General features: G+C 43.9%; 15 protein-coding genes. 9 read left to right on the forward strand and 6 right to left on the reverse strand.

What is annotated here, in order from left to right; genetic code table 11:
* Positions 1-77 precede the first annotated feature (77 nt).
* The gene (gene glnA, locus J5O05_RS12275) at positions 78-1,484 is read right to left on the reverse strand and encodes a glutamate--ammonia ligase (RefSeq protein WP_208842281.1); all 1,407 of its coding nucleotides are present in this window, start codon (positions 1,482-1,484) and stop codon (positions 78-80) included.
* Positions 1,485-1,927: 443 nt separating this feature from the next.
* Here glnA and typA point away from each other — a divergent pair, with 443 nt between their 5' ends.
* Entirely contained in the window at positions 1,928-3,751 is a 1,824-nt protein-coding gene (gene typA / locus J5O05_RS12280; protein ID WP_208842282.1) for a translational GTPase TypA, read from the forward strand.
* Between the two features lie 102 nt (positions 3,752-3,853).
* On the opposite strand, the gene J5O05_RS12285 is transcribed toward typA, so the two are convergent.
* Positions 3,854-4,495: a DUF2959 domain-containing protein gene (locus J5O05_RS12285; RefSeq protein WP_208842283.1), complete on the reverse strand. Its 642-nt coding sequence runs from the start codon at positions 4,493-4,495 to the stop codon at positions 3,854-3,856.
* 84 nt (positions 4,496-4,579) lie between these two features.
* Between J5O05_RS12285 and J5O05_RS12290 the strand changes: the two genes are divergently transcribed.
* The 3 genes from J5O05_RS12290 to dtd are packed head-to-tail and all read left to right on the forward strand — an operon-like array spanning position 4,580 to position 6,876.
* Positions 4,580-5,449 (forward strand): virulence factor BrkB family protein, encoded by an 870-nt coding sequence (locus tag J5O05_RS12290; protein ID WP_208844523.1) that lies wholly within the window; start codon positions 4,580-4,582, stop codon positions 5,447-5,449.
* A gap of 33 nt (positions 5,450-5,482) precedes the next feature.
* The gene (locus tag J5O05_RS12295; RefSeq protein ID WP_208842284.1) at positions 5,483-6,424 is read left to right on the forward strand and encodes an alpha/beta fold hydrolase; all 942 of its coding nucleotides are present in this window, start codon (positions 5,483-5,485) and stop codon (positions 6,422-6,424) included.
* A gap of 14 nt (positions 6,425-6,438) precedes the next feature.
* Positions 6,439-6,876, forward strand: a complete 438-nt coding sequence (gene dtd, locus J5O05_RS12300; protein WP_208842285.1) for a D-aminoacyl-tRNA deacylase — start codon at positions 6,439-6,441, stop codon at positions 6,874-6,876.
* Between the two features lie 41 nt (positions 6,877-6,917).
* Here the strand turns inward: dtd and J5O05_RS12305 are convergent, their stop codons facing one another.
* The gene (locus J5O05_RS12305; protein ID WP_208842286.1) at positions 6,918-7,607 is read right to left on the reverse strand and encodes a spermidine synthase; all 690 of its coding nucleotides are present in this window, start codon (positions 7,605-7,607) and stop codon (positions 6,918-6,920) included.
* A 157-nt stretch (positions 7,608-7,764) separates the two neighbouring features.
* Here J5O05_RS12305 and J5O05_RS12310 point away from each other — a divergent pair, with 157 nt between their 5' ends.
* The 4 genes from J5O05_RS12310 to J5O05_RS12325 all read left to right on the forward strand — a co-directional run bounded on the left by J5O05_RS12310 (position 7,765) and on the right by J5O05_RS12325 (position 10,295).
* Positions 7,765-8,658, forward strand: coding sequence for a bifunctional GNAT family N-acetyltransferase/hotdog fold thioesterase (locus tag J5O05_RS12310; protein WP_208842287.1), 894 nt, complete (start codon positions 7,765-7,767; stop codon positions 8,656-8,658).
* A gap of 69 nt (positions 8,659-8,727) precedes the next feature.
* A complete protein-coding gene (locus tag J5O05_RS12315) occupies positions 8,728-9,093 on the forward strand; it encodes a nuclear transport factor 2 family protein (RefSeq protein ID WP_208842288.1) in 366 nt (121 codons plus the stop codon).
* Between the two features lie 159 nt (positions 9,094-9,252).
* Positions 9,253-9,720 (forward strand): hypothetical protein, encoded by a 468-nt coding sequence (locus J5O05_RS12320; protein WP_208842289.1) that lies wholly within the window; start codon positions 9,253-9,255, stop codon positions 9,718-9,720.
* 68 nt (positions 9,721-9,788) lie between these two features.
* Positions 9,789-10,295 (forward strand): hypothetical protein, encoded by a 507-nt coding sequence (locus J5O05_RS12325; protein WP_208842290.1) that lies wholly within the window; start codon positions 9,789-9,791, stop codon positions 10,293-10,295.
* 180 nt (positions 10,296-10,475) lie between these two features.
* On the opposite strand, the gene J5O05_RS12330 is transcribed toward J5O05_RS12325, so the two are convergent.
* Positions 10,476-10,784: a hypothetical protein gene (locus tag J5O05_RS12330; protein WP_208842291.1), complete on the reverse strand. Its 309-nt coding sequence runs from the start codon at positions 10,782-10,784 to the stop codon at positions 10,476-10,478.
* 97 nt (positions 10,785-10,881) lie between these two features.
* Between J5O05_RS12330 and J5O05_RS12335 the strand changes: the two genes are divergently transcribed.
* The gene (locus J5O05_RS12335; protein ID WP_244369596.1) at positions 10,882-11,772 is read left to right on the forward strand and encodes a LysR substrate-binding domain-containing protein; all 891 of its coding nucleotides are present in this window, start codon (positions 10,882-10,884) and stop codon (positions 11,770-11,772) included.
* Between the two features lie 17 nt (positions 11,773-11,789).
* Here J5O05_RS12335 and J5O05_RS12340 read toward each other — a convergent pair whose 3' ends face one another.
* Positions 11,790-12,821 carry a phospholipase A gene (locus J5O05_RS12340; protein ID WP_208842292.1) on the reverse strand — a complete coding sequence of 344 codons (1,032 nt, stop codon included), beginning with the start codon at positions 12,819-12,821 and terminating at the stop codon, positions 11,790-11,792.
* A gap of 273 nt (positions 12,822-13,094) precedes the next feature.
* Positions 13,095-14,210, reverse strand: a complete 1,116-nt coding sequence (locus tag J5O05_RS12345) for a succinylglutamate desuccinylase/aspartoacylase family protein (protein WP_208844525.1) — start codon at positions 14,208-14,210, stop codon at positions 13,095-13,097.
* Positions 14,211-14,213 lie beyond the last annotated feature (3 nt).

The following is a 14,213-nucleotide window of genomic DNA, read 5'->3' on the forward strand; positions in this document are numbered from 1 at the left end:
GGCTTGAGAACACATATGATTTAAGAGTGAGTGCACTCAAATAATGAGCGGCACAACACTACAACGTATGATGGAGGTTATACGCTGTAGTACATTTCGAACTCAACAGGGTGAGTCGTCATGTTCAGTTTTTCCACTTCTTTCGACTTAAGACCGATGTACGCGTCGATTAGGTCGTCAGTGAATACACCACCTTGAGTTAAGAATTCACGGTCTGCGTCTAGGCAAGAAAGTGCTTCTTGTAGTGATGCTGCAACAGTTGGGATCTCAGCTGCTTCTTCTGCAGGTAGATCATACAAATCTTTGTCCATTGCATCGCCAGGGTGAATCTTGTTGCGGATACCGTCAAGACCAGCCATTAGCTGAGCTGCGAATGCTAGGTATGGGTTAGCCGCTGGATCTGGGAAACGTACTTCGATACGACGACCTTTCTCAGATGGAACAACTGGAATACGGATAGATGCGGAGCGGTTACGTGCAGAGTAAGCAAGCATTACAGGCGCTTCGAAACCAGGTACTAAACGCTTGTATGAGTTAGTCGCAGGGTTTGTGAATGCGTTGATTGCTTTAGCATGCTTGATGATACCGCCGATGTAGTAAAGTGCAGTTTCAGAAAGACCACCGTACTTGTCGCCAGCAAATAGGTTTTTGCCATCTTTTGCTAGTGATTGGTGACAGTGCATACCTGAACCGTTATCACCAACGATTGGTTTAGGCATGAACGTCGCTGTTTTGCCATATAAGTGAGCCATGTTGTGAATAACGTATTTCATTTCTTGAATTTCGTCCGCTTTCAATACCATAGTATTGAAACGACAAGCGATTTCGTTTTGACCCGCTGTTGCTACTTCGTGGTGGTGCGCTTCAACTACGTGACCCATTTCTTCAAGAACAAGACACGTTGCTGAACGCCAATCTTGTGATGAGTCAACAGGTGAAACTGGGAAGTAACCACCTTTAACACCTGGACGGTGACCTGTGTTGCCTTCTTCGTAATCACGGTCAGAGTTCCACGCTGCTTCTTTTGCATCAATTTTGTACATTGAACCAGACATGTCAGTTTTGTATTTTACGTCGTCAAACAGGAAGAACTCTGGCTCTGGACCAAAAAGAACCGTGTCAGCAATGCCTGTCGAACGCATAAATTCTTCTGCGCGTTTAGCAACTGAACGTGGGTCACGCTCATAACCTTGCATTGTTGCAGGCTCTAAAACGTCACAACGTACGATCATTGTTGTTTCTTCAGAGAACGGGTCTAGTTTTACTGAAGCTTGATCAGGCATAAGAACCATGTCTGATTCGTTAATGTGTTTCCAACCAGCGATTGAAGAGCCATCAAACATCTTGCCATCTTCGAAAAATGCTTCGTCGGCTTGATGATGTGGGATAGATACGTGTTGTTCTTTACCTTTTGTATCAGTGAAACGTAAGTCAACAAACTTAACGTCATGCTCTTTCATAAAATCTAAAACCGATTGTGACATGTGTCCTCCGATTGGAATGGGGTTAATTTTTGCTGCATTTTGTACTGCATTTGCCAACTAGTAAGCTTTTTTTATGCCAAGGTTGTAATGCTATGATTAATAAGTATTTATTTTAAATTTAAGAATACAATAAAGACAAAACGCACCAATATGGTGCGATTGTGCGATTTTTTGGTGCAACAATGGATGCGTTTTCTGACCTATAAAAGGTGCTTCACAAGCGTAGTTAACTTTTCAAATTCAGCAATGAAAAAGCGCATTTTTGGCACACTATTTCCGAAGGAATTGGCGTGTCATATAAAAATAATCTTGCATAAACTTTCATCCATTCGCGTTATAGGGGATAATACGCGACCTTTTATAACCATATTGGGCATCTCAGGCGCGCAATTTTGCGCGGATCGACTAGGATCACTGAGATTAAAACTTCTCTGAGTAAGAATATGAGCATCGAAAAGTTAAGAAATATCGCGATTATCGCGCACGTTGACCACGGTAAAACAACATTGGTTGACAAGCTACTTGAGCAATCAGGCACGCTACAAAAACGTGGCGGCAATGAAGAACGTGTCATGGACTCTAACGATCTTGAAAAAGAGCGTGGGATCACAATCCTGGCAAAAAACACTGCTATCAAGTGGAATGACTACCGTATCAACATCGTAGACACACCGGGACACGCCGACTTCGGTGGTGAAGTAGAGCGCGTACTGTCGATGGCTGACTCTGTGCTACTTCTTGTTGATGCTCAGGAAGGTCCAATGCCGCAAACGCGTTTCGTTACGCAAAAAGCGTTTGCTCAAGGTTTGAAACCAATCGTTGTTATCAACAAAGTTGACAAGCCTGGTGCTCGCCCTGATTGGGTTATGGATCAAGTATTCGATCTATTCGATAACTTAGGTGCAACTGATGAACAGTTAGATTTCAAAGTAATCTACGCATCAGCAATCAACGGTTGGGCTACGCTTGATCTAGATGAGCCGTCAGACAACATGGAACCAATGTTCCAAACAATCGTTGACTGTGTGTCTCCACCAGATGCAGATCCAGAGGGTGCATTCCAAATGCAGATCTCACAACTAGATTACAACTCTTATGTTGGTGTAATCGGTGTTGGTCGTATCAAACGTGGTTCTGTAAAAGTGAACCAACAAGTGACTGTGATTGGTGCTGATGGCACGAAACGTAACGGTAAAGTAGGCCAAGTATTAGGTTACATGGGTCTTGACCGTCACGAAGTTGAAGTTGCAACAGCGGGTGACATCGTTGCAATCACAGGTCTTGGTGAATTAAAGATCTCTGATACGATTTGTTGTCCAAACAACGTTGAAGCGCTTCCTCCACTGTCAGTTGACGAGCCAACAGTAACAATGACGTTCTCAGTAAACACGTCTCCGTTCTCTGGCCGTGATGGTAAGTTCGTAACGTCACGTAACATCCGTGAGCGTTTAACAGCAGAACTGGTACACAACGTTGCACTTCGCGTTGAAGACACAGAAAACCCAGATAGCTTCCGTGTTTCAGGCCGTGGTGAACTTCACTTAGGTATCCTAATTGAAAACATGCGTCGTGAAGGTTATGAGATTGCCGTTTCTCGCCCAGAAGTAATTCTACGCACTGTTGATGGCGTGCTTGAAGAGCCATATGAAACAGTAACGGTTGACCTTGAAGAAGAGCACCAAGGTTCAGTAATGGAGCAGCTTGGTCTGCGTAAAGCTGAAATGACGGACATGTGTCCAGATGGTAAAGGTCGTGTACGTTTAGACTTTATGATGCCTAGCCGTGGTCTTATCGGTTTCCAAACTGAATTCATGACGTTGACATCTGGTTCTGGTCTTCTTTACCACACGTTCTCGCATTACGGCCCGCACAAAGGCGGTAACATCGGTCAACGTAAGAACGGTGTTCTAATTGCGAACGCTGCAGGTAAAGCGCTAACTAACGCACTATTCAACCTTCAAGAGCGTGGTCGTCTATTTATCGGTCACGGTGTTGAAGTATACGAAGGTATGGTGATTGGTATTCACAGCCGTGACAACGACCTTACAGTTAACGCGTTGAAAGCGAAGCAGTTAACGAACGTTCGTGCTGCGGGTACTGATGAAGCACAAAACCTTGTGCCACCAATCATCATGTCTCTTGAGCAAGCACTTGAGTTCATCGACGACGACGAACTAGTTGAAGTAACACCTTTGAATATCCGTATTCGTAAGAAGTTACTGACAGAAAACGAGCGTAAGCGCGCTTCACGTCAATCGAAAGACTAATCGATTGCTGAATAAAAAAACCCGCTTTTGGCGGGTTTTTTTACGTCTGTTCGTCGGCATTTATAAGGGCATGCTTACATCAGTGCCTTTAATATACTGACATTATCCTTTATTCATTTGTTCGATAAAGCGATTTGAGTCAGCAATAGAGCGATTCATGTCGGTGATCAAGGTCTGAATATCGCGTTTTAAATTTGTAAATTCCCCGCGGATCGCGGCTACCGCTTGCGCATTCAGATTGTGTTTTAAATAAAGCACATTGTCTTTTAAAGAGGCCAAAACGGGATCCATTTTACTTTCGCTCGTGCGCATGGAACGCAGCAGCTTTTCAAACTGACGTTTTGTTTGGCTGAGTTTTTTCTCACTTTCTCGTTTCAAACTTGGGTTACTGTATTGCTGTAGCTCGTCTTCCCACTCTTCAAACAAAGCCGTTGCCACATCTTCCACCTTATTGATGTTACTGCTGACGGCTTCAGCGGCCTTTAGACTGGACTCATAGTCATCGTTGAGTTGTTCATAGACTGCTTGCAACTCTTTACCATCAAATTGGATTAGTTGCGTTAACCGTTCCAATGCAGATTGAAATTGCTCCTGTGAAGCCTCTTGAGATTCTTTGGTGTTTTCAACTCGGTCTATGAGAATGTCGCGTTTGTGCACGCCTACCTTTTCCATGGCGGAGTAATAGGCGGTTTGGCAAGCCGACAGAGAGAAAGCGAGTGCCAAGGGGATAAATATACGTTTCATCAGGCGTCCTTTAAATTCGCAATTGCTGTTAATTATGTAATTGATTGTTATGATGTGCAAAAGCAATTTCAATTTATGATGCCTATGCACTCTGAGCAAGCTGATTTTATTTCTAATGCCAAAGTATTTCTGAGTCATCAACCAGCTTGGTGGCGACGTTATTTTAAACGTTGTATGGAAGATCAAATCACAGTTAACGCAGGCTATTTGGCGTACGTCACGTTGTTGTCGCTCGTACCTCTCATTGCGGTGGGTGTTGCGATTTTTTCTGCGTTTCCGGGATTTGAATCGATTCGAATAGCAATAGAAAATTTTATTTTTACCAATTTTGTCCCAACGTCAACGGACGTGATCAAAGAACACATCAGCGCCTTTACGGGTAATGCCAATCGTATGACTGCACTTGGGATCAGTTTTTTAGCGGGTGTTGCGCTGTTGTTGATCCGCAATGTGGACATGACGCTTAACAAAATTTGGCGGGTAGAGAACAAGCGGCCACTGACTATTTCATTCGCAATCTATTGGATGGTGCTGACGCTTGGCCCCATATTTCTCGGCGCAAGTATCGGGGTTACGTCGTATATTGTTTCGTTAGTGTCATTCGCTGATGAGGGGATCCCGGGGTTTAGCGGCTTTTTATTAAAGTTATTACCATACGGAATTTCCATGGTTGGCTTCATCATGCTCTATACTTTAGTACCGAACACGCGCGTGCCACTCAAAGCAGCGTTGCCGGGAGCCTTGTTTGCAGCCTGTTTATTCGAACTGTGTAAGAAAGGATTTGCGATGTACATCAGCCATTTCCCTTCTTATGAAGTGATTTACGGCGCCTTAGCAACGGTTCCTATTTTGTTTGTATGGGTGTATGTATCTTGGATTGTGGTATTACTCGGTGCTGAGTTCACCGTATGTCTTCAAGGTAGTCGTCGTCCAACCCCATTGGTCGAACAATAAATTTGTCGAGTGGCATGCCTTGATGGAGTAGGTATGTCACGATTTTATCAGCACACCGAAGCTTTTCGCCAGTACCATCTAGCCGTTGGAGATGGTCACCAAATGTCTGTAGAAGAATGGGGAAATCCAACCGGTTTGCCTGTTTTTGTTTGCCATGGAGGTCCTGGCTTTGGAAGCTGCACCTCAATGGTGCAATTCTTTAATCCAGACCGCTATCGCGTCATTTTCTTCAGCCAACGAGGCTGCAAAGGCTCAACACCTCACAGTATTGAACACAATACGACTCAACATCTTGTACACGATATTGAGATGTTACGTCAGCACCTCGGGCTTGAAAAGATCCTCCTAGCGGGTGGTTCATGGGGTGCAACGCTTGCCCTACTTTATGCGATAACGCACCCTAACGCTGTCAAAGGCCTGTTGCTCTGGGCAACTTTCCTTGCAACCGAATCGGACTATGAATGGCTTTATGGTGCAGATGGTGCCGGTGCGCAGTTTTATCCAGAAGCATATTCCCAATTTAATCCTGACCAACTAAAGTGGGAACATCTTCTATCGGAGTATCATACTGTGCTTCAGGGGAAAGACGATATCGCTGCATACCATGCCGCCAAACAATGGTTAAGTTGGGAATCCTTGTTATTAAATGCAGGGACAACATTCACACTGTCTTTGGTCGAACGACACCAAGAACTCAGTTATGCCCAAATCATGTTGCATTATTTTACGCATCGGTGCTTCATCGCTGAGTCTGAAATTGCCGACAGGGCGGAAAGTTTACGTGCAATTCCCACGTGGTTTATTCATGGGCGTCATGACCTAATATGTCGGTTTTCACCCGTTTTATCATTATCGGAGCGTATGAAAGCGAGAATGCTTATCATCGATGGCGTTGGGCATAGTATTCAAAATAGCGTATATTCGGAGGCCATTTTAAGGGCGGCAGATTTGCTGCAAATAAAACTAGATCATTAAGAGAATAAAGCGCTGTGATTGGACTCATTCAACGTGTAAAACATGCAAAAGTAGAAGTAGAAGGTCAGGTTGTTGGTGAAATAAACCAAGGAATTTTGTTGCTCCTCGGTGTGGAAAAAAGCGACATGAGTGAACATGTCGATAAAATGCTCCATAAAATAAGCAATTACCGTATTTTTACAGACGAACAAGGAAAAATGAACTTAAGTCTCAAAGATATCGGTGGTGAGTTGCTGGTGGTGTCACAATTTACCTTAGCAGCAGACACTAAAAAAGGTATGAGACCAAGTTTCTCCAGCGCGGGTACACCTCAACAAGCGAATGATTTGTATCTTGAGTTTATTGATAAAGCTCGAAGCAGTGGCCTCGTCACTCAAACCGGGCAGTTTGCAGCGGATATGCAAGTTTCATTGTGTAATGATGGACCGGTGACGTTCCATTTCCAGGTTTAGAAAGGATAAAGGCTGAACTGATTTAATTTATCGTTTGGCTGCTATTTGCTGACGGCAATAATGTGGTTTGCATAGTCCGGAACTGCGTGCATGATGGGTTTTTTGCCAAAGTTCGCGATAAGCAAATGTGTCAGCTGCTTGAGTTGAGAATCATGCTCGGCGAGAAAATTAATGTACAGCGTGCCGCCATCGTTAAGTGCTGCGCGAAGTAAGTGATAAAACTTGTGTTGGAATAAAAACAGCGGTGCATCTAAATCGCTAAACAAGTCCAAAATTATCCAATCGTATTTCTTGGGCTGTTCAAGAATGTGCATTACATCATCACACTTCAGTGCACACATAGGGTCGCCGCCAAAATAACGTTTATAGCAATGGATAATATCTGGATTGTTATCAACAGAGGTGACGTAGGCATCGGGGTATCGCGATTTTAGATAATCTCGGATGGCTCCGGCGCCAAGGCCCAGCTCCAACACGGACGAAGGGGATGGACTGTTTTCAAATAAGTTAGCGAGAATGTTCAGGTGAGGGAACAACAGATGTTCTGGATGATTTATTTCAATAACGGATTGTAACGTATCATTAATTAGTAGCCAGCGCAGCATTTTGTCTTGCCTGACCTGCACGCTAATCTTACCTTGTTTATGCCAATAGAGGAGGTGCCCAAGCTGATGGCTTTGGCGTACAAAATCATTGGCAATCATCCCATCTGGGGTTAAAAACTCTTGCATAGTGTCATCAGAATAGCTAACAAATTGATTTTAGCCAAATTCAACCGATATTTATGCGGTTTGCTCGAATTGCGCTTTGGTCTTATTTCTTAACATCGAAATTTCTTGTAGAGTGGCTGAAAAGAAATCCAATTTGCGGCATTCAACAGGAGTCGACATGTTTCAAGTCACAACCCCTCAAAGTAGTGAGGATTGGCAAGCCTATTATCATCTTCGTTGGCAAGTACTTAGAGCGCCATGGTCGCAGCCTCGTGGTTCAGAGCAAGACGATTTAGAACAAGAAGCAGAACATCGTTTTATCAAAAATAACCAAGGTGAAGTGCTCGGCGTTGCGCGTTTGCATTTCAATAACCAGCAACAGGCGCAAGTGCGATATATGGCTGTTGCCGAGGGCAATCGAGGCAAACATTTAGGCAGTCGCTTATTACATGAAATGGAAAAAATCGCCTGGTCACAAAATGCGGAAGAATTAGTGTTGTATGCGCGTGAGCGCGCGCTCAACTTTTACGAGCGTCATGGCTATGAAGTCGTCGAAAAAGCACACCTTGCTTATGATGAAATTCAACATTGGAAGATGGTCAAGCGTAAACCAAGTGAACCAGGTTGGTTCCGTCGCCCTGACTGGACTCAAGTGTTGCAAGACACGTGGCGCGAATCTATCCCGATCAGTGATGCAATGGGGATTAAGGTCGAGAGCTACACCGATTGGCAGTTTTCAACGCGCGCCGACCTCAAAGCAAACCTAAATCTTCACAATTCGATGTTTGCAGGCTCGATTTATTCGATGGCTACGCTGACCGGATGGGGTGCGACCTATTTAGCACTTCGTGAGCAAAATCTGGAAGGGAGTATTGTGCTAGCTGATGCCAATATGAAATACCTTAAACCGCTGACAACAGCGCCTTCGGCAACCGTAGTAATTGCAGATTGTCGTGGAGAGCTTATGGAACTTGAAAGCGAAGGAAAAGCAAAATACCTTGTTCCGGTAAACGTTTACGATGGTGATGTGCTTGTTGCTAAATTTGAGGGCACGTTTGTTGTCGTCCGATAGTCAGTATGTGGGGGAGTGGCTCGAGTGTGCCGCTCGCCCTTTATTTTCTTGTTCAACTCGAAGGGCAACATGAGTGATTCAATCATAGAGGTTGTTGAGCGTCAGTTACGTGCGTATAACGAAAAAGACGCACAGGCATGGGCGGCAACCTATGCAGAAGACGCGGTGCAACTGTCCACTGAAGGTGTGGTGCTTGCAACGGGGCGAGAAGCAATCCAAGCAAACATAGCCGCACGTTTTCTCGAACCAGATTTAAAAGCAACGGTGCTAAGCCGTGAAACATATGGGAATGTCGTTATTGACCATGAGCATATTGTTCGAAACTTCCCTGAAGGCAAAGGCAGTGTTGAAATGTTATGTATTTACACTGTTGAAGGTCCGTTTATAACGCACGGAATTTTTAAAGTGTTTAATAAACAATTGGAACTTAACTAATACTTTAAAGGACTTGCGAAAAGTCCTTTATTTTTAATTCATCTTTCCCATCTCCCAAGTGAATCCTCAATCAAATAGAATCTACATAATTACCTTTTTGGCATACAAACTGCTTAGTTAAATGTTCATTTTGTTTAAACGAAGTACATGGAGTTTTGTATGATGTTTTTTAAAGGAATGCTCGAGCGAACACCCGCTACAATGGAGAAAACGCCGACACTCACTCAACCGAAAGGCGACAAAGAAATGCCACTTGCGGACTTTGGTTCTCAATTGGGGCAGGCCATTGCCGCAACTGAAATGAAATCGGCTCAATCCGACTTTAGTCAACAAATGCAGATGAAAGAGGTAAGTCCCTATACCTCGGCGCAAACGTTTTTGGAAAAAGCGCGTGAAGCGGTCATGTTTGGCCGATTGGGCGTCAACAAAGAAAAGATCAATGAAATTCGCGAGAAAATGGATGAACTGTTGGATCTCTATGCTCAGGGAGCCGTGACTCAAGAGGAATTCCAAGAGAAAATGTCTCAATTGCAAGAGTCACTGGCTGAAGAATATCGAATTGCACAAGAACGTAGAGAAGAATCTGAGCGCGATCCATCGAAACCCGATGATAACCCGATTGTTTAATTGAAAAATGTCACACAATGCGAGAAGGTATGACGTGATGTTAGGGTTAGTAAGAAAGGAATAATGAAATGGATCAGGCGGTTGCTGGAAAGATCATGGATTTTTTGACTGAGATTGGTGTGCCATTCGAACTGACAACGATTGAGCAAAACACATTTTTACCAGGGCTGCATTTGCATTTTGGCGTGCTTCAGATAGATCTAGAAAAATTAGAGTTTCTAGGCGACATCTTGCATGAAGCAGGTCACATCGCGATATGTGAACCGAAAGCGCGTCCCTTTTTACAAGGGGATATCTTTAAAAATGGTTTGCTAAATGGCCGTAAAGCACAAGAAATGCATGGCGAGGAAATGGCGGCAACAGCGTGGGCCGTTGCAGCGGTGACGCATTTAGGGTTGCCGCTTGACTTAGTCTTTCATGAGGAGGGTTATCGAGGTGGTAGCAAGAACCTAATCGACGCCTTTTCCGACGGAAAAGGTTTTGGTTTTCCTTTGCTCGGTGCATGGGACATGACTCATCCAGAGAAGGGGTATCCACATATGCAAAAATGGATAAGAGATGTTTCATGGCTTTAGCGTAATTACTTAACTCAACATGCCTTAAAGTTGCAGTATAAATTTGAAGCGCTCGGTTATTCCTTCATGTCAGTCCTCGCATCTGACCACATCCTTGAATCGACCTAATTGCGCACGTGAACGGGTGTCCTAGTCTCAAAGTCATTGGGGGCGCGCAAAAACGTTGCCCCCAAATTCTTTTCAAAGTTGAGCTAAAAATTGCTTTGCTTCGTCACGTGACAGGCAGGCTGCCATTGGTTTATGTCGCAGATTTTTTGCTTTGGTTGTCTTAGGAGTTCCTTGATGTGTGTTGTTTGCTGTGATGATAGCTACTCGACACTCCACCTCATCCCCATGCTCTTTGTAACTTAACTCCACACGGTCTGCTTTCATAATTAAGTTTTTGTATGGAAACCCTTCGTCTGTATCAATGTGCTCTTGTGCTATCTTTGATGCTGCTAATGAAGGCAAAGCGAAGCTAAGTAAACTAATTAATAGAATGTTTTTCATGTTATCTCTCCAGAGTAGTGAACTTTCGAGAGTTAGTATTGTTCGGTTGCGCTTTGCTGACAAACGAGTAATATTTACACATAGTTAAGAAAAACTAATGTGTTATATGAAGCTTCCTCCACTAAAAAGTCTGCTTTATTTTAAATATGTTGCCGAACTCGGTAGCTTGAAAGCGGCTGCTGAGCAGCTCTATGTGACGCAGGCTGCGGTTAGTCAGCAGATCAAATTGCTTGAAGAGCACTTAGATTGCTTGTTGTTTGAACGTAAGGTTCGTCAAGTGGTTCTTACGCCCTCTGGTCAGCAACTTTTGCCCTATGTCCTAACTGGTATGAATAGTCTGGCAAAAGGCGTACAAGCACTCAGACAAGACCCTAGACCTGATACATTAAATTTGTCGGTGCTTGGCTCGTTTGCTCACTGCTGGTTGTTACCTCGTTTAAGTGATTTTCAAAAACAGCACCCCGATATCAAAATCCGCTTAGAACCCAGTGACAAGCTCACTAATTTTGACGAAGGTGAAACTGATATTGGGATCCGATTTGGTGAAGGCAATTACCCAAATTTACACACTGAACTGCTTGCTGCGGATAGTATTTTACTGGCTTGTAAACCGGGGCTAGTTGATAAAAGCAAACCCATTCGAGCACAAATTCTGGAGCAAAAGCTGATTATGGACATTTGTCCAGATGCTGAACGCGCTTGGCAGTGTTTCTTCGATTTACATGACATTAAAAAGCATGAGGCACCAGAGTTCTTGTCCATCGATAATGCGGCTATTGTTGTTCAAGCGGCGCAAGCTGGACAAGGGATTGCGATGGTCAGAAGACGACTAATCGAACCGCAGTTGGAACTCGGTCAACTTGAAGCTGTTACGGATTTTGAAATGGACTGTTTGTTTAAATACTTTATCGCCGCACCTGAAAATCATTTCCGATGGCAAAAAGTCATCCATTTTTGTCGTTGGATTAAAGCACAAATGGGCGCATAGCGCCCACTGGGTAAAGATTAGAGTAAATCGGTAAGTAGTATGCCAACGCCAATGCGTTCAATGTCCGCGTTATAGTCAATCATGCTTTCACCATAGCCGTTGAAATATTGAACGTAGCCACGTAATTTCCCCCAAGCTGGAAATGACCAATCGAGTTGGATTGCGCCTCGGTTGTCGTTGTTTAAGTTGTTTCTCAACATAAAGCTGAATTCATGTTCTTCGTAGCGATACGCACCGGAAAACTCGAAATACCCCATGTACTTGTGAATATCCGGATTGTCATCGCCTTTTGCTTCAAGCGAGTCTTCCTTCCTGTCTTCCGGAATGCGGTACCAAGGTTTTAGGCTGAATACAAAACCACGGTTTTCCCAAATGAAGTTGGCGTAAACCCGATTCCAAGAACGTGAGTTAGGCTGGCTGCGGCCGTTTGATTGATGAGAAATACCCAGTGCAACGGCCATTTCATCACCCCACAAAACATGCTCATCATCTAAGAAGTTGATCCAAAAAAGTTCGGGTTCGTAATTGGTTTCTCGAAATGGTGAGGAAATTTCTTTGTTATAGAATTGCCAAAAGGACTGCAAGGTAAAGCCCATAAAAATGGCTTGGTCTTTGTCTGAGAATCCAGTGTAAATAGGGACTTTTAGTGACAATTGATACTTTACTTCTAAATGGTCGAGCGGTTCTCCTTCCTCAGCCAATTCTGAAAAGCCATCAAACGGTCGACTATTCGGATGAGAAACATAAGAAACAGGTAAAATATAGTTACGTTGATGTGGCGTTAAAACATTGCGGTTCTTTGCGCCAACACTTTCACGAGCAACACGTTTATCAAGTTGGCTGACATTCTTCGCGGCATCCATTTGTGAACAAAACTCTCGCAGTTCACCAACCGTGCGGTTTTTATCACCAGCAAGCACCTCATTTAACACGCACTGTTTAATAAGGTCGATTTCATCTGGTTCTTGTTGTGTTTCCGTGGCGGCGAATGTGTAGCTTGAAGCGAACAGTGTGGCTAATGACGAAAATACCCACGTTGTGATACGCATGAAAGTGATCCCTTTAATTATTATAGGGAAAGTATACGCATAACGTATGAAGTTTTCCTGAATTTCTCATCCTGAGCAGTTTACAACAAAAAAGACGTCGATTTTATGTGGTGGAGTAGCACAACAAGTGCGAAGAACGAAGGAATATGAAAGTGGTAGCCGAACGGTGAGGTCTAGGTAAAAAGGCTGGCGGCATATGCCGCCTCACCTTGTAAGTAGTCCATTTTCAATATTTTTAATGAAAGTGGATACTTACTCTCACGCAATAATCGTTTACAGCTCAAAATAATGAGTAAAAAATTTATAAAGTTCGGTACCCTGATTGACGCTTGCAGAAGCAAAATGAAGAATCGGAATTGCATCAACCGGTAAGGTAATCTCATGAAGCGGCTGTTCACTCAGGTACTGCTCCATACGCAGGATCTTAGCGATAGTGGTCCCTGCTGAGATTGGCTCGCCGAGCGGGGCGGTGTATTCCACCATGCCACCCATTGGCGCGTAGTAAGCCAAGTAGTCCTTTAAATAACATGCGTAACGAGTCATTTGATTTGGCTGATACTCATTCGAATCGATCACCTTCTTGTGATTCAAATAGTTTAAGATGCTTTTGGCGTCTTGTTTGGCTTCTTCGAGATCAATCTTCTCTTGTGAGCCAAGTTCAACCGTAAATGCTTCGACCATGATTGGGAATTCACGATTTCGTTGAGCGAGCGTTTGAGATAATTGCCACCACGGACAGAAGCTGGCTTCATCCATCGCGCCGCCGAATCCTTCAGGGATAAGGAGAACATTTTGAATATCAAAATAACGGGCACTTTCTCTGGCGTACATCGGACAATAAAGGTGTTTTGCCGAAATGGGACCAGTATGAAGGTCCAACACTAAGTCAGCTTGGTGAGCCAGTGCCTGCAGATTGAGTGCGATCCGCTTGCCCGTTGTGAGACGATAAGCATCGCCATCAAGTAAAGCATGGGTTTGCTCTAACAACGTTGATTTAAATGCCGCTTTTAACGCACTGTCATCAAGATTCTGATGAGCTTCAACAAATTCTGGAATTAAATCGGTGTGATCATGGTACATTCGATTCCAATTAGTGCCAGTGATCGGATCGAAGCGACCAAGCGTAAACTCCCCGGATTTTTGATTACAGCCAATAGGGTTGGCATAAGGGACCAGCGTAATATCACCATTCAATGGAGTGTGCTTTAGCAGTTCAAGCAACTGGTAAATCACCGCATTACCCTGTACTTCGGCACCGTGCATGTTGGCTTGAATATAGACCGATGGACCAGCCCCAGAGCCTTTGAGTCGATACACGGGAATAGTCAGAGGAAGACCATTGGCTATTTCACCGACTTTGATGTTTTCTTGAGTAATCGAATTCAACATACG

The sequence above is a fragment of the Pseudoalteromonas xiamenensis genome (genome assembly GCF_017638925.1).
Classification (GTDB): Bacteria; Pseudomonadota; Gammaproteobacteria; order Enterobacterales; family Alteromonadaceae; genus Pseudoalteromonas; species Pseudoalteromonas xiamenensis.

Excerpts from the sequence above, each read along its gene's own strand:
- glnA (WP_208842281.1), bottom strand. The coding sequence starts at position 1,484 with ATGTCACAATCGGTTTTAGATTTTATGAAAGAGCATGACGTTAAGTTT.
- J5O05_RS12310 (WP_208842287.1), top strand. The coding sequence starts at position 7,765 with ATGTTTCAAGTCACAACCCCTCAAAGTAGTGAGGATTGGCAAGCCTAT.
- J5O05_RS12330 (WP_208842291.1), bottom strand. The coding sequence starts at position 10,784 with ATGAAAAACATTCTATTAATTAGTTTACTTAGCTTCGCTTTGCCTTCA.
- J5O05_RS12315 (WP_208842288.1), top strand. The coding sequence starts at position 8,728 with ATGAGTGATTCAATCATAGAGGTTGTTGAGCGTCAGTTACGTGCGTAT.
- J5O05_RS12295 (WP_208842284.1), top strand. The coding sequence starts at position 5,483 with ATGTCACGATTTTATCAGCACACCGAAGCTTTTCGCCAGTACCATCTA.
- typA (WP_208842282.1), top strand. The coding sequence starts at position 1,928 with ATGAGCATCGAAAAGTTAAGAAATATCGCGATTATCGCGCACGTTGAC.
- J5O05_RS12335 (WP_244369596.1), top strand. The coding sequence starts at position 10,882 with ATGTGTTATATGAAGCTTCCTCCACTAAAAAGTCTGCTTTATTTTAAA.
- J5O05_RS12290 (WP_208844523.1), top strand. The coding sequence starts at position 4,580 with ATGCACTCTGAGCAAGCTGATTTTATTTCTAATGCCAAAGTATTTCTG.
- J5O05_RS12305 (WP_208842286.1), bottom strand. The coding sequence starts at position 7,607 with ATGCAAGAGTTTTTAACCCCAGATGGGATGATTGCCAATGATTTTGTA.
- J5O05_RS12320 (WP_208842289.1), top strand. The coding sequence starts at position 9,253 with ATGATGTTTTTTAAAGGAATGCTCGAGCGAACACCCGCTACAATGGAG.
- J5O05_RS12285 (WP_208842283.1), bottom strand. The coding sequence starts at position 4,495 with ATGAAACGTATATTTATCCCCTTGGCACTCGCTTTCTCTCTGTCGGCT.
- J5O05_RS12340 (WP_208842292.1), bottom strand. The coding sequence starts at position 12,821 with ATGCGTATCACAACGTGGGTATTTTCGTCATTAGCCACACTGTTCGCT.
- J5O05_RS12325 (WP_208842290.1), top strand. The coding sequence starts at position 9,789 with ATGGATCAGGCGGTTGCTGGAAAGATCATGGATTTTTTGACTGAGATT.
- J5O05_RS12345 (WP_208844525.1), bottom strand. The coding sequence starts at position 14,210 with ATGTTGAATTCGATTACTCAAGAAAACATCAAAGTCGGTGAAATAGCC.